Annotated in this window: 19 protein-coding genes and 1 pseudogene; 13 read left to right on the forward strand and 7 right to left on the reverse strand. The window is 70.6% G+C overall.

Annotated features, from left to right (window positions below):
* Window positions 1–87: 87 nt before the first annotated feature.
* Window positions 88–654, forward strand: coding sequence for a CGNR zinc finger domain-containing protein (locus OG430_RS27650; RefSeq protein ID WP_327355311.1), 567 nt, complete (start codon window positions 88–90; stop codon window positions 652–654).
* 12 nt (window positions 655–666) lie between these two features.
* Here the strand turns inward: OG430_RS27650 and OG430_RS27655 are convergent, their stop codons facing one another.
* Window positions 667–1,215, reverse strand: a complete 549-nt coding sequence (locus tag OG430_RS27655) for an HPP family protein (RefSeq protein WP_327355312.1) — start codon at window positions 1,213–1,215, stop codon at window positions 667–669.
* A gap of 99 nt (window positions 1,216–1,314) precedes the next feature.
* The gene (locus tag OG430_RS27660; RefSeq protein WP_442816561.1) at window positions 1,315–2,715 is read right to left on the reverse strand and encodes an MFS transporter; all 1,401 of its coding nucleotides are present in this window, start codon (window positions 2,713–2,715) and stop codon (window positions 1,315–1,317) included.
* A gap of 292 nt (window positions 2,716–3,007) precedes the next feature.
* On the opposite strand from OG430_RS27660, the gene OG430_RS27665 reads away from it, so the two are divergent.
* The 3 genes from OG430_RS27665 to OG430_RS27675 all read left to right on the forward strand — a co-directional run bounded on the left by OG430_RS27665 (window position 3,008) and on the right by OG430_RS27675 (window position 8,270).
* Window positions 3,008–3,928 carry a DUF3027 domain-containing protein gene (locus tag OG430_RS27665; protein ID WP_327355313.1) on the forward strand — a complete coding sequence of 307 codons (921 nt, stop codon included), beginning with the start codon at window positions 3,008–3,010 and terminating at the stop codon, window positions 3,926–3,928.
* 242 nt (window positions 3,929–4,170) lie between these two features.
* The gene (locus OG430_RS27670; protein ID WP_327355314.1) at window positions 4,171–7,332 is read left to right on the forward strand and encodes a sacsin N-terminal ATP-binding-like domain-containing protein; all 3,162 of its coding nucleotides are present in this window, start codon (window positions 4,171–4,173) and stop codon (window positions 7,330–7,332) included.
* A gap of 152 nt (window positions 7,333–7,484) precedes the next feature.
* Window positions 7,485–8,270: a DUF5707 domain-containing protein gene (locus OG430_RS27675; RefSeq protein WP_327355315.1), complete on the forward strand. Its 786-nt coding sequence runs from the start codon at window positions 7,485–7,487 to the stop codon at window positions 8,268–8,270.
* Window positions 8,271–8,354: 84 nt separating this feature from the next.
* Here OG430_RS27675 and OG430_RS27680 read toward each other — a convergent pair whose 3' ends face one another.
* Window positions 8,355–9,803 (reverse strand): NCS2 family permease, encoded by a 1,449-nt coding sequence (locus tag OG430_RS27680; RefSeq protein WP_327355316.1) that lies wholly within the window; start codon window positions 9,801–9,803, stop codon window positions 8,355–8,357.
* A 200-nt stretch (window positions 9,804–10,003) separates the two neighbouring features.
* Here OG430_RS27680 and OG430_RS27685 point away from each other — a divergent pair, with 200 nt between their 5' ends.
* Both OG430_RS27685 and OG430_RS27690 read left to right on the forward strand, forming a co-directional pair.
* Window positions 10,004–10,324 (forward strand): DUF2530 domain-containing protein, encoded by a 321-nt coding sequence (locus tag OG430_RS27685; RefSeq protein ID WP_327355317.1) that lies wholly within the window; start codon window positions 10,004–10,006, stop codon window positions 10,322–10,324.
* Window positions 10,325–10,443: 119 nt separating this feature from the next.
* Entirely contained in the window at window positions 10,444–12,852 is a 2,409-nt protein-coding gene (locus tag OG430_RS27690; RefSeq protein ID WP_327355318.1) for an HAD-IC family P-type ATPase, read from the forward strand.
* A gap of 36 nt (window positions 12,853–12,888) precedes the next feature.
* Here the strand turns inward: OG430_RS27690 and OG430_RS27695 are convergent, their stop codons facing one another.
* Window positions 12,889–13,071, reverse strand: coding sequence for a ribbon-helix-helix protein, CopG family (locus tag OG430_RS27695; protein ID WP_327355319.1), 183 nt, complete (start codon window positions 13,069–13,071; stop codon window positions 12,889–12,891).
* A 157-nt stretch (window positions 13,072–13,228) separates the two neighbouring features.
* Between OG430_RS27695 and OG430_RS27700 the strand changes: the two genes are divergently transcribed.
* The 5 genes and pseudogenes from OG430_RS27700 (at window position 13,229) to OG430_RS27720 (ending at window position 16,659) form a co-directional block, all read left to right on the forward strand.
* On the forward strand, window positions 13,229–13,666 hold the full coding sequence (locus OG430_RS27700; RefSeq protein ID WP_327355320.1) for a MarR family winged helix-turn-helix transcriptional regulator: 438 nt from the start codon (window positions 13,229–13,231) through the stop codon (window positions 13,664–13,666).
* A 65-nt stretch (window positions 13,667–13,731) separates the two neighbouring features.
* A complete protein-coding gene (locus tag OG430_RS27705) occupies window positions 13,732–15,093 on the forward strand; it encodes an MFS transporter (RefSeq protein ID WP_327355321.1) in 1,362 nt (453 codons plus the stop codon).
* 264 nt (window positions 15,094–15,357) lie between these two features.
* The gene (locus tag OG430_RS27710) at window positions 15,358–15,468 is read left to right on the forward strand and encodes a type II toxin-antitoxin system Phd/YefM family antitoxin (RefSeq protein WP_442816562.1); all 111 of its coding nucleotides are present in this window, start codon (window positions 15,358–15,360) and stop codon (window positions 15,466–15,468) included.
* Between the two features lie 37 nt (window positions 15,469–15,505).
* Window positions 15,506–15,610 (forward strand): annotated as a pseudogene (locus tag OG430_RS27715) (Txe/YoeB family addiction module toxin); the annotation flags it as partial.
* A 59-nt stretch (window positions 15,611–15,669) separates the two neighbouring features.
* Window positions 15,670–16,659 carry an aldo/keto reductase gene (locus OG430_RS27720; RefSeq protein ID WP_327355322.1) on the forward strand — a complete coding sequence of 330 codons (990 nt, stop codon included), beginning with the start codon at window positions 15,670–15,672 and terminating at the stop codon, window positions 16,657–16,659.
* A 79-nt stretch (window positions 16,660–16,738) separates the two neighbouring features.
* On the opposite strand, the gene OG430_RS27725 is transcribed toward OG430_RS27720, so the two are convergent.
* Window positions 16,739–17,296, reverse strand: coding sequence for a MarR family winged helix-turn-helix transcriptional regulator (locus tag OG430_RS27725; protein WP_327359241.1), 558 nt, complete (start codon window positions 17,294–17,296; stop codon window positions 16,739–16,741).
* 68 nt (window positions 17,297–17,364) lie between these two features.
* On the opposite strand from OG430_RS27725, the gene OG430_RS27730 reads away from it, so the two are divergent.
* Entirely contained in the window at window positions 17,365–17,823 is a 459-nt protein-coding gene (locus OG430_RS27730) for a carboxymuconolactone decarboxylase family protein (protein WP_327359243.1), read from the forward strand.
* 9 nt (window positions 17,824–17,832) lie between these two features.
* Here OG430_RS27730 and OG430_RS27735 read toward each other — a convergent pair whose 3' ends face one another.
* On the reverse strand, window positions 17,833–18,510 hold the full coding sequence (locus OG430_RS27735) for an SGNH/GDSL hydrolase family protein (RefSeq protein ID WP_327355323.1): 678 nt from the start codon (window positions 18,508–18,510) through the stop codon (window positions 17,833–17,835).
* Window positions 18,511–18,594: 84 nt separating this feature from the next.
* On the opposite strand from OG430_RS27735, the gene OG430_RS27740 reads away from it, so the two are divergent.
* Window positions 18,595–19,563, forward strand: a complete 969-nt coding sequence (locus OG430_RS27740) for a WD40 repeat domain-containing protein (RefSeq protein WP_327355324.1) — start codon at window positions 18,595–18,597, stop codon at window positions 19,561–19,563.
* A gap of 210 nt (window positions 19,564–19,773) precedes the next feature.
* Here OG430_RS27740 and OG430_RS27745 read toward each other — a convergent pair whose 3' ends face one another.
* Window positions 19,774–20,184, reverse strand: coding sequence for a PPOX class F420-dependent oxidoreductase (locus OG430_RS27745; RefSeq protein ID WP_327355326.1), 411 nt, complete (start codon window positions 20,182–20,184; stop codon window positions 19,774–19,776).
* Window positions 20,185–20,212 lie beyond the last annotated feature (28 nt).

The following is a 20,212-nucleotide window of genomic DNA, read 5'->3' on the forward strand; positions in this document are numbered from 1 at the left end:
AGTTCTCGGAGTCGTCAACCCCCTAAGTGTGCGAGAGTGGTTAGACGGGCCTTCGGTGGTCCGCCGGACGGACCCAAGGAGGCTTCGATGACGGACCAGGACCCCAGGCCGCTGGCCGGTGAGCCCATGTCGATAGACCTGCTCAACACCCGCTGGAACACGGGTGGAATCCCGCACGACCTGCTGGACTCCACCGGGGGACTGGCCGTCTGGCTGACCGTGCCGACCGTGGCGCACGAGCTGCGGGGGCATGAGGTGCGGGCCGACCCGCCGACCCTGCGTGCGCTCCTGGCGGCGCGCGAGGCCCTGGCCGCGCTGATCGATGGCCCGGCGGACCTGGCGAACCCGGAAGGCCTCGCGGCGCTCAACTCCGTACTGGCGCACGGCCGGACGGTGCGGGCGCTGGACGCGGCGGGCCCGCTGCACACCGTCGAGGTGGACGACCCGGCCTGGTACGCCGCCTGGGTCGCCGCCGACAACTACCTACGGCTCCTGGAGGAGCGGCCCGACCGCATCCGCCTGTGCGCGGGCCCGGTGTGCGTCCTGCACTTCTACGACATCTCCCGCAACGGCAGCCGTCGTTGGTGCTCCATGGCGGCCTGCGGCAACCGCGACAAGGCCGCCCGCCACTACGCCCGCGCCATCAGGGGCTGATCCAGGGCCGATCTACCACCAGTACGCGGGGTACGGGGCGGTGCGCCCGCTGCGGCCGGCGAGCAGCCCGACCAGGACGAGCAGCACGGTGCCGAGCAGCAGCAGAAGCAGGAACGGCAGCCGGGCCGGCTCGGCCAGGACCACGATCACCGCCGTCGCCGCGGCCGGCGAGTGCGGGGTCCGGGCGGTCATCATCACGCCGAGCGCGAGACCGCCCGCGATCCCCGCCGCCCACATCGAGCTCCCGCCCACGGCGAGCACCACGAACCCGGTGAGCGCGGAAAGGAGTTGGCCCCCGATCACGCTGCGCGGCTGCGACAGCGGCAGGGCCGGCGCCCCGAAGACCAGGGCGGCACTCGCGGCCAGCGGCGGGATCAGGACGGTCCGGTCCAGCGTCTCGCCGGCGGCCACGAGCAGGACAAGTCCCGCCACGGCGGCGGCGGTTGCCACGGCGATGGTGCCGGCGGCGGCGCGGGCGGGCGCCTTGGAGGCGAACTTCCCCGGTGGAGCCGCCTGTTCGGGGGTGCCGGCGGCGGAAGGCTCAGCGGATTGGGTGGTCATGATCAAGCAGGCTAGGCAACCGCGGGCCATCGCGGCCAACTTCTCGCGGGTACTTTGTCGGGTACGGGTACCGGGTATGCGGAGCGTGCCTGAACGGGCTCACTCCACCCGGGCCCGCCGCCCCTCCCCGTGCCGCGCCGCCACCAGCAGCCCCTTCGTGGTCAGCGCCCACCCGATCGCCACGATCGCCGCCGCGACCCCCAGGCCGAGCTCCCGGTTCAAGGGCAGCGCGATCCCGATCGCCCCGCCGAGCACCCACGCCACCTGCAGCGTCGTCTCCGACCGGGCGAACGCGGACGTACGCACCAGCTCCGGCACGTCCCGCTGGATCAGCGCGTCGAGCGACAGCTTGGCCAGGGCCTGCGCGAAGCCCGCCACCGCGCCGAGCACGGCGATGACCGCCGCACCAGGGAAGACCACCGCCACCACTGCCGCGCCGAGCACCACCGCGATCACCGTGACAATGATCACTTCCGGCGCCCGCGTCCGCAGCCACGCCCCGACCGCGGTGCCCAGCGCGTTCCCCGCGCCGGCCGCGACCCCCACTATCCCCAGCGACACCGCCGCGCTCTGCCCCGACATCGGGTGCTCCCGCAGCAGGAACGCCAGGAAGAAGATCAGGAACCCGGACAGACAGCGCAGGGTCGCATTGGCCGCGAGGCCGTGCGTCACGGACGTCCCGACGGTACGCAGCCCGAGCTTGGGCCCGTCCTGCTGGGAACGGGCCGCTTTCGTGAGGTGCACGTGCTCGGCGTCCGCCGCGAGCAACGCCCGGCGCTCCCCCTTGGCCGAGTCCACCTTCGGCGGCAGCGTGAAGGACAGGAACGTACCGGCGATGAACAGCACGAACGCCCCGTACAGCGGCCACGACGGCCCGATCTGGTGCAGCCCCGCCCCGATCGGCGCCGCGATCCCGGTCGCGAGCAGCCCGCCGAGCGTCACCCGCGAGTTCGCCTTGACCAGCGAGAAACGGGGCGGCAGCAGCCGCGGCACCACCGCACTGCGCACCACGCCGTACGCCTTCGACGCCACCAGGACCCCGAGCGCCGCCGGATACAGCTCGATGCTGCCCGTCGCCACGGCACCCGAAAGGGTCAGTGCGAGCAGCGCCCGCGCCAGCATCGCGCCCGCCATCGCCGCCCGCCGACCGTGCGGCAGCCGGTCCAGAAGAGGGCCGATCACCGGGGCCAGCAGAGTGAAGGGCGCCATCGTGATCGCCAGATACAGCGCGACCCGGCCGCGCGCCTCGTCCGTCGGCACCGAGAAGAACACGGTGGAGGCGAGGGCCACGGTGACCATGACGTCGCCCGCCCCGTTGACGGCATGCAGCTCGATCAGCTTGCCCAGGCCCGACTCGCCCGCGCCATGCGCATGGGTGACCCGCCGGATTCCCTTGGCCGGGCCGGTGAACGGAAGATGCAGGGCGCGCCCGACGGCCCGGCCCGCTCTGCGCACCGGACCTGCTGTCTCGGACGAGGGTGCCTCCGAAGGGCTGGCCACCCCGTCATAGTGCCCCAACTGAGGGCACACATCCCCGTCTGTTCATCGTCCGTCGCCCGACCGCCCTGCCGGGAGATGTGGGCTTGGCTGCAAAGAGGGGGTAGCGTGCGTAGCGCGCCAGCGGCGGTTGTTCTTGGCCGCGCGCCTCTTCGCTATCCCGCAGAATGGATGGCATAGGTGCGCCCGAGAGTGACCGGGCGCGGACGTCGACGCGGCCCCCTGGTCCGCTCCGTTCGCCCCGTCGCCGGGAAAAGGTGCACTCGAGAGACGGCGTAGGAGAGAAGCGATACCTGTGAGCGCAGCGACAACGCGAAGCCGCACCCCTGACCGCCTGTGCGCCGAGGCGGTCGAACTCGCCCGAACGGCGGCCGAGGAGGCCGCGGCGCCCGGCATCGTCGGCGCCCACGTCGAGGCGGTGTCCGAAGGGGACCGGGTCGTCACGCACTTCTTCGAGTGCAAGGAGCCCGGCTACCGCGGCTGGCGCTGGGCCGTCACCGTCGCCCGCGCCTCCCGCGCCAAGGTCGTCACCCTGGACGAAACGGTGCTGCTGCCCGGCAGCGACGCCCTCCTCGCCCCCGAGTGGGTGCCCTGGAGCGAGCGGCTGCGCCCCGGCGACATGGGCCCCGGCGATCTCCTGCCCACCGAGGCGGACGACCTCCGTCTGGAGCCCGGTTACTCCGGCGAGGACACGCCGCCGCCGAACTCCCCGGTCTCTGAGGAGATGGCGGAGCTCGTCGAGGCTGAGGACGCGGAGGTCACCGACGGTCCGGTGGCCGCGTTGCCGCTGGTGCCCACGCGGGGGTCCATCGCGGCTGTCGCGGAGGAGCTCGGCATGCGCCGGGCCCGGGTGCTGTCCCGGTACGGGCTGCATGTCGCGGCCGACCGCTGGGAGGAGGGTTTCGGGGCCAAGACCCCGATGGCCCAGGCCGCGCCGGCTTCCTGCGTTTCCTGCGGTTTCCTCGTTCCGCTGGCCGGGTCTCTGAAGCAGGCCTTCGGTGTGTGCGCGAACGAGTTCGGACCTGCGGACGGGCGGGTCGTCTCCTTGGCCTACGGGTGCGGTGGCCACTCCGAGGCCGCAGTCATGCCCAAGCCGATCCGTCCCTCGCCGCACGTGTTCGACTCGATGAACGTGGACGTTCTCCCTCTTCGCCCTGCGGCGGACTCGGGCTCGGTGGATTCGTCCGGGCCTGATGAGGAGTTGGGGCACTCCTAGGCTTTTTTGGCCCCTCCCCGCCCCTTCCCGACGGTGACACTATGCGGCTCCGCCGCGTGGCTGCCGCCGGCAGGAAATCAGCCTGTCCGGCGTTTGAGGACACCGCCCGGAGGGCGGAAGGCTTCGCAGCCCGCGGCGGCGGCCGCTGATGTCACAGTCGGGAAGGGGCGGGGAGGGGAAAATTTCCTACGCGGTACCTTCGGGCGGCAACGAACCGCCAGCCAAGAATGAGGGTGACCAGCGTGAGCAAGTTCGTGCGGCCCGCCACTGAAGGGGCGGACCCCTTCGGCACCGGCGCCCTGCGAAGGGCCCTGCTCGACAGCTGGGCCAAGGCCCCCGCCAGATTCCGCGAGGACGCCAACGCCGAGGAGGACCTCGCCCTCGGCGGCTACCGCGACCGCCTCGTCATCGAGCTCGCCCAGAACGCCGCGGACGCCGCAGCCCGCACCGGCGTCCAGGGCCGACTGAGCCTCACCCTCCACGAGGGCGTACTCGTCGCCGCCAACACCGGCGCCCCGCTGGACGCCCAGGGCGTCGAATCCCTGAGCACGCTCCGGGCCTCCGCGAAGCGGGACGACGACGAGCGCGCCGTGGGCCGGTTCGGCGTCGGCTTCGCGGCCGTCCTCGCCGTGACCGACGAGCCCGCCGTGGTGAGCCGCACCGGAGGCGTCCGCTGGTCCCTCGCCGAGGCCCGCGAACTCGCCGCCCGGGCCGCGGCGGACAGCCCCGAGCTGGCGGACGAGCTGCGCCGCCGCGAGGGCCATGTCCCGCTCCTGAGGCTCCCGTTGCCCGCGGAGGGCAGGGCCCCGGACACGTACGACACCGCGGTCATCCTGCCGTTGCGCGACGAGGCCGCGACCGCCCTGGCCGAGCGCCTCCTGGAAGCCGTCGACGACGCGCTGCTCCTCGCGCTGCCCGGCCTCACCGAGGTCGTGGTCGAGACGAGCGCGGGCACCCGCACCCTGACCCGCAGCCACGACGGCCCGTACGCCCGCATCGACGACACCCGCGACGGCGTCACCGAGACCACCCGCTGGCGCACCATCGAGCGCAACGGCCCGCTGGAGCGCGCCCTCCTCGAAGGCCGCCCCACCGAGGAACGGCTGCGCCCGCACTGGACGGTCACCTGGGCCGTCCCGGTGGACGAGAAGGGGGACCCGGTACGTCCCCGCACGGCCGCCGTCGTGCACGCGCCGACCCCGAGTGACGAGCCGCTCGGCGTACCGGCCCTGCTGATCGCCTCGTTCCCGCTCGACCCGACCCGCCGCCATGCCGCGCCCGGCGCGCTCACCGACTTCCTGGTGGGGCGTGCGGCACAGGCGTACACCCAACTCCTCGGCGAATGGCGCCCGGTGACGACCGGCCTCATCGACCTCGTGCCCGGCCCGCTGGGCAAGGCGGCCCTGGACGGGGCCCTGCGCGCGGCGATCCTGGAGCTGCTGCCGAGGACCGCGTTCCTGGCCCCGGCGGTGCCGCCCGAGCCCACCGACGACCCCGAGGAGCGCGAAGTCCCCGCCGCCCTGCGCCCGTTCGAGGCCGAGGTCGTCGAAGGGGCGGGCGCCGCCACCGTGCGGGTCCTCGCCGAGGTCCTCCCGATGCTGCTGCCCGCCGGGCTCGAGCGCCGTGCCGAGCTGCGCACGCTGGGCGTGGCGCGGGTGCCGTTGCAGGAGGCCATCGACCGGCTGGCCGGGATCGAGCGGGAGGCCGGCTGGTGGTGGCGGCTGTACGACTCCCTCGCGGGCGTCGACCCGGACCGGCTGACCGGACTCCCGGTGCCGCTCGCCGAATCCGCCGCCGCCCAGGACGAGTTCGGGGCGCGCCGCGCCGGGCGTGCGGCCATCGGCCCCCGCCACATCCTGCTGCCCGGCCCGGACACCCCCGCCGACCTGACCCGGCTCGGCCTCAAGGTCGCGCACCCGGATGCCGTCCATCCGCTGCTGGAGAAGCTGGGCGCCCTGCCCGCGACCCCGCGCGCGGTGCTGACCACGCCGCAGGTGCGGGCCGCCGTGGCCGCCTCGCTGGAGGGGGACACCTGGGACGAAGAGGCCCCGGACGCCGACGAGTTGGCGGAGATCGTGCTCACGCTGGTGCGGGACGCCGGCCTCGCGCCCGGTGACGAGCCCTGGCTGGGCGCCCTCGCGCTGCCGGACGACGAGGGTGAGCCGGCCCCTGCGGGCGAGCTGATCCTGCCGGGCAGTCCCTTCGCGCAGGTCGTACGGGAGGGTGAACTGGGCGAAGTCGACGCCGAGTTGGCCGAGCGCTGGGGCGAGCAGCCGCTCGCCGCGTGCGGGGTCCTGGCCAACTTCGCCCTCGTGCGGGCGACGGACGTCGTGCTCGATCCCGATGAACTCGAGCCCCGGGACGGCGACTTCGCCGAACTCGACGACGCGGGCCTACTCGACGCGGTCGACGTGTGGTGCGAGGACGTCCTGGACCGGCTCCCGGACACCCCGGTGCCGCCGGTCGCCACGGAGATCGTGGCCGTACGCGACCTCGACCTGGTCGACGACGACCGCTGGCCCGAGGCGCTCGCGCTGCTCTCGCAGCCGCCGCTGCGGGACGCGCTGACGCAGCGGGTACGGATCCTTCTTCCCGACGGGACGACGGAGTCCGTACGTCCCTACACGGCCTGGTGGCTGCGCGGAAACCCGGTGCTCGACGGGCGCCGCCCGGCCGGACTGCGCGCGGCCGGGGGAGACCCGCTGCTCGCGGGCCTCTACGACGAGGCGGACGCGAGCGGCTTCGAGGACGAGCAGGTGCTGCGCGCCCTCGGCGTGCGCACGACGGTCGCGGCGCTGCTCGACGAGCCGGGCGGCGCCGCCGAGCTCCTGGGCCGCCTCGCGGATCCGTCACGGCCGGTGGGCGGGGCCCAACTGCACGCGCTGTACGGGGCGTTGGCCGACCTCGACCCGGAGCAGGTGACGCTGCCGGACGAGCTGCGGGCGGTGCAGGACGGCGAGGTGGTCGTGGTGGACGCGGCGGACGCGCTGGTCGCGGACGCGCCGGACCTGTTGCCGCTCGCGGCCGGGCGGGCGCTGCTCCCGGTGCGGCCCGCGCGGGCGGCGGAGCTCGCGGAGCTGCTGCAGGTGCGCCGGCTCAGCGAGACGCTCACCGCGGAGGTGGCAGGTCAGGGCGTCGAGCACCCCGTGCCGGACTCGGTCCGCACCCTGCTCGGGCCCGCGACCCCGGCGACGTACCGCGAACACGAGGAGCTGCTCGCGGACGGCGTGGAGCTGGACTGGCGCCGCACCCCGGACGGCGTGCTGCACGCGGCGACCCTGGAGGGCGTGGCGGCGGGCCTGGCCTGGGCGGCGGGGCAGTGGCCGCGACGGTTCGAGGTGGCGGCGCTGCTGGAAGATCCCTCACGGACTGCGGAGCTGGCGCGGGATCGCTGGTTCGACTGAGGCCCTTGATCCGTACGAGGCCTCTGACCTGCATGTATACGTCGAGGCCAAAGGGTTGTACGGGGAGGCGGGTGCTGATCAACACAATGGTTAACGCGAGGTGAAGGACGTAAGGTCCCCTTGAATCCTGAACTTTCCCTGGGGGGATATACGTGCGCAAGACCACCCGCATCGCCATCGTGACCGGCGCCCTGGCCCTGTCGGCCGTGGCCGTCCCTGCCGCGCAGGCGGACTCGGCCGTGGGCGACACCAAGATCACGAAGATCTCGGTCAACGCCGGCAAGGACATCGTGGTCGGCACCACAGAGAAGAAGACGGTCACCATCTCCGTCACCGCGACGGACGACTCCGGCATCAAGCGGGCGACCGCGATGCTGTGGCACGGCTCGGACTTCGACGCCGAGAACGGCATCGACGGCTCCGCGGTCCCGTCCGCCGACTGGGGCTCCTGCACGGTCGTCGACGCGACCACCTCGACCTGCAAGATCACGGTCGTCGTCGACCCGAAGAAGAACATCTACGGCAACATCCTGGCCGGCAAGTGGAAGGTCTGGGCACTGGCCCAGGGCAACGACGCCGACAAGGTCCAGAAGAACGAGGCGGGCAGCGCGTACGTCAAGCGCGCCTCCCGCCTCAGCACCAACGCGTCTCCCGAGCCGGTCAAGAAGGGCAAGACCATCACGGTCACCGGCGCCCTGACCCGCGCCAACTGGGACACGTCCAAGTACGCGGGCTACACCAGCCAGTCGGTGAAGCTGCAGTACAAGAAGAAGGGCGCCAGCAGCTACACGACGCTCAAGACGGTCAAGTCGGGCTCCGCGGGCGCCCTGAAGACGACCGTCACGGCGTCCGCCGACGGCTACTTCCGCTACTCCTTCGCGGGTACGTCCACGACCCCGGCCGTGACGGCGACCAGCGACTTCGTCGACGTGCGCTGAAGCTGACGTACGCAGACAGCAGAGTGGGGCGCCCGGAGAACCGGGCGCCCCACTCTGCTGTTCGGCTCAGCTCAAGAGCAGCGACTACGTAAGGCCGAGCGCCGGCATCAGGTAGTAGAAGGCGAAGACCGCCGACACCGCGTACATCGCGATCGGCACCTCACGACCCCGGCCCGCCGCCAGGCGCAGGACGACGAAGGTGAGGAAGCCGATGCCGATGCCGTTCGTGATCGAGTAGGTGAAGGGCATCATCACCATCGTCAGGAACGCCGGGATCGCGATCGTGTAGTCCTTCCAGTCGATCGCGCCGATCGAACCGGACAGGATCAGGAAGCCCACCGCGAGCAGCGCGGGGGTCGCCGCCTGGGACGGGACCATCGTGGCAAGGGGCGTGAGGAACAGCGCCAGGGTGAACAGGCCGCCTGTCACCAGGTTGGCGAAGCCGGTCCGCGCGCCCTCGCCGACGCCCGCCGTGGACTCCACGAAGCAGGTCGTGGCCGACGAGGAGCTCGCGCCGCCCGCGGCGACCGCGATGCCGTCGACGAACAGGACCTTGTTGATGCCGGGCATGTTGCCGTCGGCGTCCGTCAGCTTGGCCTCGTCGCTGACGCCCATGATCGTGCCCATCGCGTCGAAGAAGCACGAGAGCAGCACGGTGAAGACGAAGAGGATGCCGGTGAGGACGCCGACCTTGCCGAAGCCGCCGAACAGGCTGACCTGGCCGACCAGGCCGAAGTCGGGGCTGGAGAACGGGTTGCCGGGCCACTTCGGGGTGGTCAGGCCCCAACTCGGCACCGTGGCGACCGCGTTGATGATCATGGCGAGAATCGTCATCACCACGATGGAGATCAGGATCGCGCCCGGCACCTTGCGGACGATCAGGCAGAGCGTGAGCAGCGCGCCCAGGACGAAGACGAGCACCGGCCAGCCGTTGAGGTGGCCGTCGGCGCCGAGCTGCAGCGGGACCGTGGTGTGGGCGGCGTCCGGGATCCGGGAGACGAAGCCCGAGTCGACCAGGCCGATCAGCATGATGAAGAGGCCGATGCCGATCGCGATGCCCTTGCGCAGACCGAGCGGCACCGCGTTCATCACGCGCTCCCGCAGGCCGGTCGCGACGAGCAGCATCACGATGAAGCCCGCGAGGACGACCATGCCCATCGCGTCCGGCCACGACATCCGCGGCGCGAGCTGCAGGGCGACGACCGTGTTCACGCCGAGGCCGGCCGCGAGCGCGATCGGGACGTTGCCGATGACACCCATCAGGAGCGTGGTGAACGCGGCGGTCAGGGCGGTCGCGGTGACCAGCTGGGCGTTGTCGAGCTGGTGCCCGTACATGTCCTTCGCGCTGCCGAGGATGATCGGGTTCAGCACGATGATGTAGGCCATCGCGAAGAAGGTGGCGAAGCCGCCGCGGACCTCGCGCCCGAGCGTGGAGCCGCGCTGGGAGATCTTGAAGTAGCGGTCGAGCCCGTTCTGCGGGGGCCCACCGGGCGACTTGGGGGCGTCGACCGGAGCGGTGGCCGAGGAGGACATGTGTGACCTTCGGGGGGTGAGGGGGGAACTGACCGAGCCCGACTGTGTTGTGTCCAGGTTGTGTCATCACACGAATGAAACTGGCCATACTCGAGCTGTTTCAGTATGAATAACCGAGTCCCAAATTGCTATCTGCGCGCGTAGACCCCACTGCGGCAAGGGGTGCAACCGCCGCCTGGCACGCCTCGTAAGCTGTGCACATGGCGAAGTGGACAGCGAAGCACGAGGCGCCGGAGCCCCTGGAGGGCCCGGTCGTCGCGACGATCACGGGCCTCACGATCCTCTGGTTCGTCCTCTTCCTGGTGCAGCTGCCGTTCTACGGCTGGTTCGACGACCGCGATCAGACCTGGTGGGTGTGGTGCTGTCTGGCCGGGGCGGGGCTCGGGCTGATCGGTATCTGGTACGTACGGGGGCGCGACGCCGCGATCAAGCGGCACGCGGCGGAAGCCGAAGCGGAGGCCGCGGCAGTGGCCGCAGCGAAGCGGGGCGCGGACGCGGACGCGGACGCGACCGACGCCTGATCGGTTGGCCTACCAAGGTCCAAATCTTTGTAGTACCCAGGTTGGAATTGCGGCCGCGCACCCATGAATACGGCCCACTCGGCGGGTGAAGGGCGCCCACGCCCCGTACCGTCGGATCCATGACGCACATTGACGCCGGCGCCGAACTGGATCCCGTACATCCAGTACCCCCGCCAGGACCTGGAGGAAAGGCCACCGGCCTTACTGCCGCCGAGGTCGCCGAGCGCGTCGCGCGCGGCGAGGTCAATGACGTCCCGGTGCGCTCCAGCCGCTCCATGGGCGAGATCGTCCGCGCCAACGTCTTCACCCGGTTCAACCTGATCATCGGCGTGCTCTGGGTGATCATGATGTTCGTGGCGCCGTTCCAGGACACGGCCTTCGGCTATGTGATCCTCGCGAACACCGGCATCGGCATCATCCAGGAGTGGCGCGCCAAGAAGACCCTGGACAACCTCGCGGTCATCGGCGAGGCCAAGCCCACCGTGCGCCGCGACGGCAAGGCCGTCGAGGTGTCCACCTCCGAGATCGTGCTCGGCGACCTCATCGAGATCGGGCCCGGCGACAAGATCGTGGTGGACGGCGCGACCGTCGAGGCGGACAGCCTGGAGATCGACGAGTCGCTGCTCACCGGCGAGGCCGACCCGGTGATCAAGAAGCCCGGCGACCCCGTGATGTCCGGCTCCTTCGTGGTCGCGGGCGGCGGCGCCTTCCAGGCGACCAAGGTGGGCCGCGAGGCCTACGCGGCCCAGCTCGCCGAGGAGGCGTCCCGCTTCACCCTGGTCCACTCCGAGCTGCGCTCGGGCATCTCCACGATCCTCAAGTACGTGACGTGGCTGATGATCCCGACCTCGATCGGCCTGGTGATCTCCCAACTCGTCGTCAAGGACGACAACTTCAAGCAGTCCATCGCCTACACCGTCGGCGGCATCGTCCCGATGATCCCCGAGGGCCTGGTCCTGCTGACCTCGGTGGCCTTCGCGATCGGTGTGATCCGGCTCGGCCGCAAGCAGTGCCTGGTGCAGGAGCTCCCCGCGATCGAGGGCCTGGCCCGCGTCGACACGGTCTGCCTCGACAAGACGGGCACCCTCACCGAGGGCGGCATGGACGTCACCGAGCTGCGGCCGCTGAACCGCGAGGACGAGACGTACGTACGCAAGGTCCTCGGCGCGCTCGGCGAATCGGACCCGCGGCCGAACGCGTCCCTGCAGGCGATCATCGACGCCTACCCGGACAGCGAGGAGTGGCGCTGCACGGAGTCGCTGCCCTTCTCCTCGGCCCGCAAGTACTCCGGCGCCAGCTTCAGCGAGGGCGACGGCGAGAACTCGACCTGGTTGCTCGGCGCCCCCGACGTGCTGCTCCCGGCCGGGGACCCCGCCCTCGCCGAGATCGAGTCCCTCAACCAGCAGGGCCTGCGCGTCCTGCTGCTCGCCCGCAGCGAGAAGGAGCTCGACGACCCGGCGGTCGCCGAGGGCGCGCATGCCGCCGCCCTGGTCGTCCTGGAGCAGCGCCTTCGCCCGGACGCCGCGGACACCCTGCGCTACTTCAAGGACCAGGACGTCCACGCGAAGGTCATCTCGGGTGACAACGCGGTGTCGGTCGGCGCGGTCGCCGGCAAGCTGAACCTGCCGGGCGCCGAGAACACCGTGGACGCCCGCACGCTCCCCAAGGACCAGGCCGAGATGGCCAAGGTCCTCGACGACAACGCGGTGTTCGGCCGGGTCACCCCGCAGCAGAAGCGCGACATGGTGGGCGCGCTGCAGTCCAAGGGCCACACGGTCGCGATGACCGGCGACGGCGTGAACGATGTCCTGGCGTTGAAGGACGCGGACATCGGCGTCTCGATGGGCTCCGGTTCGGAGGCCACCCGCGCGGTCGCCCAGATCGTGCTGCTCAACAACAGCTTCTCGACGCTGCCCTCCGTGGTCGCCGAGGGCCGCCGGGTCATCGGCAACATCACCCGGGTCGCGACGCTCTTCCTCGTGAAGACCGTCTACTCGGTGCTGCTCGCGCTCCTCGTGGTCTGTACGCAGGTCGAGTACCTCTTCCTGCCGCGCCACCTGACCCTGCTCTCGACGCTCACGATCGGCATCCCCGCCTTCTTCCTGGCCCTCGCGCCCAACAAGGAGCGGGCCAAGCCGCACTTCGTGAAACGCGTGATGCGGTACGCGCTGCCGGGCGGCGCGATCGCCGCGGTCGCGACCTTCGCGACGTATCTTCTGGCCCGCCACCACTACGTGGGCGAGGGCGCCCGTGAGGCGGAGACCAGTGCGGCGACGCTGACGCTGTTCCTCATCGCGATGTGGGTCCTCGCGATCATCGCGCGGCCCTACACCTGGTGGCGGATCGCCCTGATCGCCACGATGGGCTTCGCCTTCATGCTGGTGATGGTCGTCCCGTGGCTGCAGGACTTCTTCCAGCTGAGGCTCGTCGGTACGACCATGCCGTGGGCGGCGGTCGGTGTCGCGGTGGTGGCGGCGGCCGGGGTGGAGTTCGCGTTCCGGTGGGTGGACCGGAAGTTCCCGGCGTAGCGCCACTCGTGGCTCGCGGCCGGCGCCCGTCATGGCTTACGGCACGCCGTAGAACCTCTCCGTCTCCTCGACGGCAGTCTTGAACCGCTCGTCGAAGTCGTCGCGAATGAGCGTCCGGACCACATAGTCCTGGACGCTCATTCCCCTTTTCGCCGCATGGTCCCGGAGCCGGTCGAGCAGCTCTCCGTCTATCCGCAGGCTGAGCACGTTGGTCCCCATGCGGCTCAGAGTCGCGGCAGAAGACCGCGCGGTGTGTCACTTTCCGGAGCCACCTCACTCATATGGGTGATGTTGTTGGCAGGGCCACCGGTACTGCGCTGGGGCTCGCGGTAAATGGGGTGTTCTTTAGTCAGGGTAATGAGTTATGCTAACGAACATGCCGGACCTCTCCCATGGCGACAACGCAGCCGCCGTGAACTCCCTGCGCTCCGCGATCATGCGAATCGGGCGCCGACTGAAGCATCAGCGCGTCGACGAGTCGCTGAGCCCGACCGAGATGTCGGTGCTCGGCACCCTCGCCCGCTGTGGCTCCGCGACACCGGGCGAGCTCGCCCGCAAGGAGCACGTACAGCCGCCGTCGATGACCCGCATCGTGGCCCTGCTCGAAGCAAAGGGCCTGGTCAGGCTGGAGCCGCACCCCGAGGACCGCCGACAGAAGGTGGTCAGCCAGACCGAGACCGCCGAGGCGATGCTCGAAGAGAGCCGCCGCAAGCGGAACGCCTGGCTGGCCGGCCTGGCGGCGGACCTGGACGAGGACGAGTGGGCGAAGCTTCGCGCCGCCGCCCCCGTACTGGAGAAGCTCGCGCATCTGTAAGAGAGAACCAGTGATACGCCTCTGAGCGCCGCTGGAAGACGAAAGCCGCAAGGAGGCGAACGCTTTTGAGTACGGGAAACGGAGCAGACTCCGCACCCGCACCAGCCACCCCCGATCCCACCGCCCACCCCGAGACCGCCACCGCTGCCCGTAAGCCGAGCATGTTCAGCTCGCTGAAGGTCCGTAACTACCGGCTCTTCTTCACCGGACAGGTGGTCTCCAACACCGGCACCTGGATGCAGCGCATCGCCCAGGACTGGCTGGTGCTCAGCCTCACCGGCTCCGTCACCGCCGTCGGCATCACCACCGCGCTGCAATGGCTGCCCATGCTGCTCTTCGGCCTGTACGGCGGCGTCCTCGTGGACCGCCTGCCCAAGCGCCGGATCCTGCTCTTCACCCAGTCCGCGATGGGCCTCACCGGCGTCGCGCTCGCCGTGCTGACCCTGACCGGACACGTCCAGGTCTGGCACGTGTACGCGACGGCGTTCATCCTCGGCCTGGTCACGGTCGTCGACAACCCTGCCCGGCAGGCCTTCGTCTCCGAGATGGTCGGCCCGGACCAGCTGGCCAACGCGGTCAGCCTGAACTCCGCCAACTTCCAGTCGGCGCGGCTGGTCGGCCCCGCGGTCGCGGGTGTCCTGATCACCGCTGTCGGCAGTGGCTACGCCTTCCTGCTGAACGGCCTGTCGTTCCTCGCGCCGATCGTCGGCCTGCTGCTGATGCGCAACGCCGACCTGCACAAGGTGGAGCGGGCGCCGCGCGGCAAGGGCCAGCTCAAGGAGGGGCTCCGCTATGTCGCGGGGCGGCCCGAGCTGGTGTGGCCGATCGTGCTCGTCGGGTTCATCGGGACCTTCGGGTTCAACTTCCCGATCTGGCTGTCGGCCTTCGTGACGGACGTGTACCACGCGGGCCCGTCGACGTACGGCCTGTTCAACACGCTGATGGCGGCCGGGTCCCTGGTGGGGGCGCTGCTCGCCGCTCGGCGCGGGGCCTCTCGGCTGCGGCTGCTCGTCGCTGCCGCGCTGGCCTTCGGGCTGCTCGAGGTCGTCGCCGCGTTCGCGCCTTCGTTCTGGCTCTTCGCGATGCTGCTCGTGCCGATGGGGATGTTGGGGCTGACCGTCAATGTGACGGCCAACTCCAGCGTTCAGATGGCCACCGAGCCGGCCATGCGGGGGCGGGTGATGGCGCTGTTCATGATGGTGTTCACCGGGGGTACGCCGCTGGGGGCGCCGCTCGTCGGGTGGGTCACCGACACGTATGGCGCCCGGGTCGGCTTCGCCGCGGGCGGGCTCGTCGCGGCGGTTGCCGCGGCCGCGGTCGGGCTTGTGCTTGCCCGGGTGGGTGACCTTCGGCTGAAGGTGGGCCTTCACCATGGGCATCCGCGGGTGCGGTTCGTTCCGCGGGAGCAGATGGCTGTGGCCGCGTAGGGATTTTCCCCTACCCGCCCCTTCCCGTAAGGCTGCCGCCGGCTTCAAAGATTGTCCTCAAGCGCCGGACGGGCTGATTTCATCGGCCCGTCCGGCGCTTGACTCAGCCGAGGGCCGACGCCAGGGCCACCACGATGAACATCAGCACGAGCACACCGGCCATGATCCGGTTTCGGGTCTTAGGGTCCACCCTTCGAGGTTAGCTCTTCGCCACCGCAGGCCGACGTCCGGCCAGCCGTTCGTGCGATATGGAGAGGTTGTGCCATGACCATCAGCGCGAGCGAAGCCAAGGCGACGCTGTTTTCCCTGATCGAGCGGGTCAATACCGACCACGACCCGGTGCGCATCACCTCCAAGAACGGCGGTGGCCCGTGACCGCGAGGGCTCGTCCACGGTCGTCAGGATGATGGACGATCTTTCCGGTTACTGGTCCCGTCGGATCGACGACGAGCACCGCCTCGTCTACCGGGCGGACGACAAGGAAGTGAAGATCCTCAAGGCTCGCTACCACTACTGACCGGCGGGCGGCAGTCGCGCCCTTGCCTTGAGGGCACTCGAACCAGTTGGCTTGAAGCCATGAAGTACACGCAGCTTGGACGCACAGGGCTCAAGGTCAGCCGACTCGTCCTCGGCACCATGAACTTCGGCCCGCAGACCGACGAAGCCGAGAGCCACGCGATCATGGACGCCGCGCTCGGCGCGGGAATCAACTTCTTCGACACGGCCAATGTGTACGGCTGGGGCGACAACAAGGGCCGCACCGAACAGATCATCGGCACCTGGTTCGCCCAGGGCGGCGGCCGCCGGGACAAGGTGGTCCTGGCCACCAAGGTCTACGGCAACATGGGCTCGGACGGCGACAGCTGGCCCAACCACGACCGGCTCTCCGCCCTCAACATCCGCCGCGCGGTGGACGCCTCGCTGAAGCGGCTGCAGACCGACTACATCGATCTCTACCAGTTCCATCACATCGACCGCCGCACCCCGGTCGAGGAGATCTGGCAGGCCGTCGACACGCTCATCGCGCAGGGCAAGATCCTGTACGCGGGCTCCTCGAACTTCCCCGGCTGGAAGATCGCGCAGACCAACGAGACCGCCCGCAGGCTGGGTTCGTACGGTCTCGTCAGTGAGCAGTGCCTCTACAACCTCGCCGAGCGCCGCGCCGAGATGGAGGTCATCCCGGCCGCGCAGGAGTACGGCCTCGGTGTCATCCCGTGGTCGCCGCTGCACGGCGGGCTGCTCGGCGGTGTCATCAAGAAGGAGACCACCGGAGGGCGCCGGGCGAGCGGGCGCAGTGCGGACGCGCTGGCCAACACCAAGGTGCGGGAGCAGGTGCAGGCGTACGAGGACCTGCTCGCCAAGCACGATCTGGAGCCCGGCGAGGCGGCCCTTGCCTGGCTGCTCACCCGGCCCGGCGTGACCGGCCCGATCGTCGGCCCGCGTACGGCCGAGCAGCTCGAATCCGCCCTGCGTGCGGTGGAGTTGGAGCTGGGCGAGGAGGTTCTGGCCGGCCTCGACTCGATCTTCCCCGGGCCGGGCGCCTCCCCGGAGGCCTTCGCCTGGTGATCCAGCAGTTGATCACCTGGTGACCCAGGGGTTCATCCGTGGCCGCCGTCCTCGTCCCGTACGAGGGCGGCGGCCGCTGTCATGACCCGGCAAGCCAGCCCGCCGCGTCGAGGCGGAACGCCTCCGGCGGGACCACGGCGCGAAGGTCGTCCTCCATCGCCCGCAGCCGTCCCGCGCCCAACTCCGCGGCCCAGGACGCGTGCAGCCGCTCGAAGATCGCCGCCGAGCGGGCCAGCATGTCGTACCCCTGCTCCGTCAGCCGGACCACCTTGCGCCGTGCGTCGGCCGGGTCGTCGGCCCGTTCCGCGTAGCCAAGCGCGACCAGGCGGTCCACCGTCTTGCCCGCGGCCTGCTTGGAGACGCCGAGGCGGCGGCCGATCTCGCTGGCGGTGGCGCCGTCGCGGCCGATCGCCTGCATCGCGAAGCCGTGAGCGGGGCGGGCGTCGGGGTGGCCCTGGCGGGCGAGCTCGGCGTGCAGCTCGTCGATGAGGTGCCGGAAGCCCGCGAAGAGGAGGAGCGGGAGTTCAAATCCCGCCCTGGAGGCGGCAGTTCCACTTCCCGCCCACCTATTTCCCTTGCCTGGACCGTCAACCTGGTTTACCTTCGAGTCGTTCGAGTCGTCAACCACGTTGTCTATCTTAAGAGGCCCTCACCTTGTTCGTGTCCCACACCCTGGAAACCGCCCCCGCCGCCTCCCGCCCCACCATGGAGCGGGTCGCCTCGACCATGGGCGGCAAGGTCCCGGACGCCGTCGCCCGGCTCGCGGAGTCTCCCGAACTGCTCAACAACTTCCTGCAGTTGACCAAGGTCTTCGAGAGCTGCACCCTCGAACCGGTCGCCCGCGAGGTCGTCGTCATGACCGTCGCCACCCGCAACGACTGCCACATCTGCGTGACCATGCACACCGGCAAGCTCCGTCAGCTGGGCGCGGGCACGGACGTCATCACGGCCCTGCGCAAGGAGCAGCCGCTGGACGACGAACGACTGGAAGCCGTACGGCAGTTCACCCTCGAAGTCCTCGCCACCAACGGCGGCGTGGGCGACGACGAGCTCAAGGCCTTCCTGGCCCACGGCTACACCGAGCGCAACGCCCTGGAAGTCGTCCTCGGCATCGGCACGTACACGATGTCGACCCTCGCCAACCGCCTCGTCCGCGCCACCTGACCCCCGGCCTCAGGCGGCTTCGTACGGGCCGCCCAGTTCCCAGCCCTGGTACATCGCGTCGGCGAAGGCCGCCGCCAGTTTGTGCTCGCCGTCGGCGCTGGGATGCGTCCCGTCGTACGTGTCGAAATTGATGTCGTACGCCGCCGGGGGCGAGGCAAGCAGCAGCGGGGAGCGGTCCGTGTCCAGGTCGGCGACCAGCTTGGCCAGGAGCTCGTTGAAGCGGTCGACCTCGACGGCGAAGTCCGCGTCGGTGTCGGCGCGGGTGTTGGGGATGACCGGCAGGATCGCCATGGCCACCCGGGGGTTCGCGAGGCGGGCCTCGGCGATGAAGGCGCGGGCGTTCGCGGCGGTCTGCTCGGCGTCCGTGTAGAAGCCGAGGTCGATCAGGCCGAGCGAGATCAGGAGCAGGTCCGCGCGCTCGGCGCGGACGCTCTCGCCGATCAGCGGGGTCATGTGCAGCCAGCCCTCGCCCCAGCCCGCGAGGTGCTGCTGCGGGAAGTCAGGGTCGGCGTACTCGTAGGAGTCCGGGGCGCCGGTCGCCTGGTCGTAGAGCGCGGTGCGTGGGCCGACGATGCGGAAGGGGGCGCCGTAGGAGGTCCGCAGGTGCTGCCACATGCGGTGGCGCCAGGTGTGCTCGCCGGCGCTTCCGATGGTCTGCGAGTCGCCGACGAACATGATCCTGAGCATTCGCTCATCATCGTCGATCGGGGCCCTTGCCTGCGATGTGAGCCTGCGCACGCACGCGGTCGAGCCGGGTGGCAGGCTGGGGCCATGCGTTCACTCATGGGTGTGACCGGTGCTGCCGCCCTCGTCCTGCTGACGGCCGCGGGCCCCGCGGCCGCCGACGACGACGAGAGCTTCACGATCAAGGACCCGCGGATCACCGAGTCCAGCGGTCTCGCGGCGAGCAAGCAGCACCCCGGCATCTACTGGACGCACAACGACAGCGACGACGGCGCCTTCCTCTACGCCGTCGACGCGAAGACCGGCGACACCGTCGCCACCGTGACGATGCGGGGCGTCGGCGCCCCGCGCGACGTGGAGGCCGTGTCGATCGGCCCGGACGGGGACCTCTACGTCGGCGACATCGGCGACAACCTCGGCGGCAAGTGGGACCACGTGTGGATCTACCGCTTCCCCGAGCCCAAGGAGCTCAAGGACACCACGGTCAAGGCCACGCAGTACGACGTGAAGTACGAGGACGGGGCGCGCGACGCCGAGGCGCTGATGGTCCACCCGAAGACCGGGCGCGTGTACATCGCCGACAAGAAGCGGGACAGCGTCGGCGGGCTCTACGAGGGTCCCGCGGAGCTGAGCACGCGCGGCACCAACGTGTTCAAGCGCATGGCCGACATCGATCTGTGGACCACCGACGGCGCCTTCTCGCCGGACGGCAGGAAGCTCGTCCTGCGCAGCTACTTCGAGGCGGCCGGGTACGACTGGAACGACGGGAAGCCCAAACGCGCCGGCCGGGTCGACGTGCCGCTGCAGCGGCAGGGCGAGTCGGTGACGTACGCGGCCGACGGCAAGGCCCTGATGTTCGGGTCGGAGGGATCGGAGAGCGACGTGGAGCCGGTCGCCGTGGAGGGTGCGAGCGGCAACGGAGACTCCAACTCGCCCTCCAAGGGCGGCAGTTCCGGCGACGGCGGGGGCGGCGACAACTACAAGATGGGCGTCCTCGCCCTCGCCGTCGCGATCGTGGCGGCCTTCGGACTCAAGCGACTCTTCAGGAAGCGCTAGGGCCTGTCCGGCGGATCTTCGCGGAAGAGCCCGCGGCGTCTGGTGCGTGCTCTCGGCGTGCGCCCGGATCGCCCTCGTACTGGACGTACTTGGGTGATTCGGGCGTGCGGCGAGCGGGGGCACCCCCGGCCGGAGGCTGGGGGCGCGTGCCAGGCGTCGTGGGCCCGCGAAGATCCGCCGGACAGGCCCTAGGCGACCCGCCCCAGGGGGCTACTCGCCCAGCACCCGCACCTCGTAGTGCAGCGGGCGGTCCCGCCTGATCCTGCACGACAGCGGGACCAGGAAGCCGTGCATGACCGGGTACTTGCGGAGGATCGCCCGGCGCGCGCGGCGCTCCTCCTCGCCGCCTCGGTCGAGCAGCCGCACCCGGGCCTTGATCTCGGGTCCGGTCTGCACGCCGCGCATGGTCGAGGGGCAGATCTCCACCTCGGGGTTGTTCCGCATCCGCTTGACCTTCCAGGACTTGCCGTAGGTGCGGAAGTACGCGTGGTCGCCCTCGACCGCGATGTTCACGGGCGTACCGACGCCGGAGCCGTCCTTCTTGTGCGAGGTGAGGAGGACGGCGTACTGCTTGACGAAGGGTACGAGCGCGGGGCTCGGGCTTTCGCTGGGGTTCGTCATGCCATCCATCCATGCATGGAAGGGGCGT

It is taken from the genome of Streptomyces sp. NBC_01304 (genome assembly GCF_035975855.1).
Classification (GTDB): Bacteria; Actinomycetota; Actinomycetes; order Streptomycetales; family Streptomycetaceae; genus Streptomyces.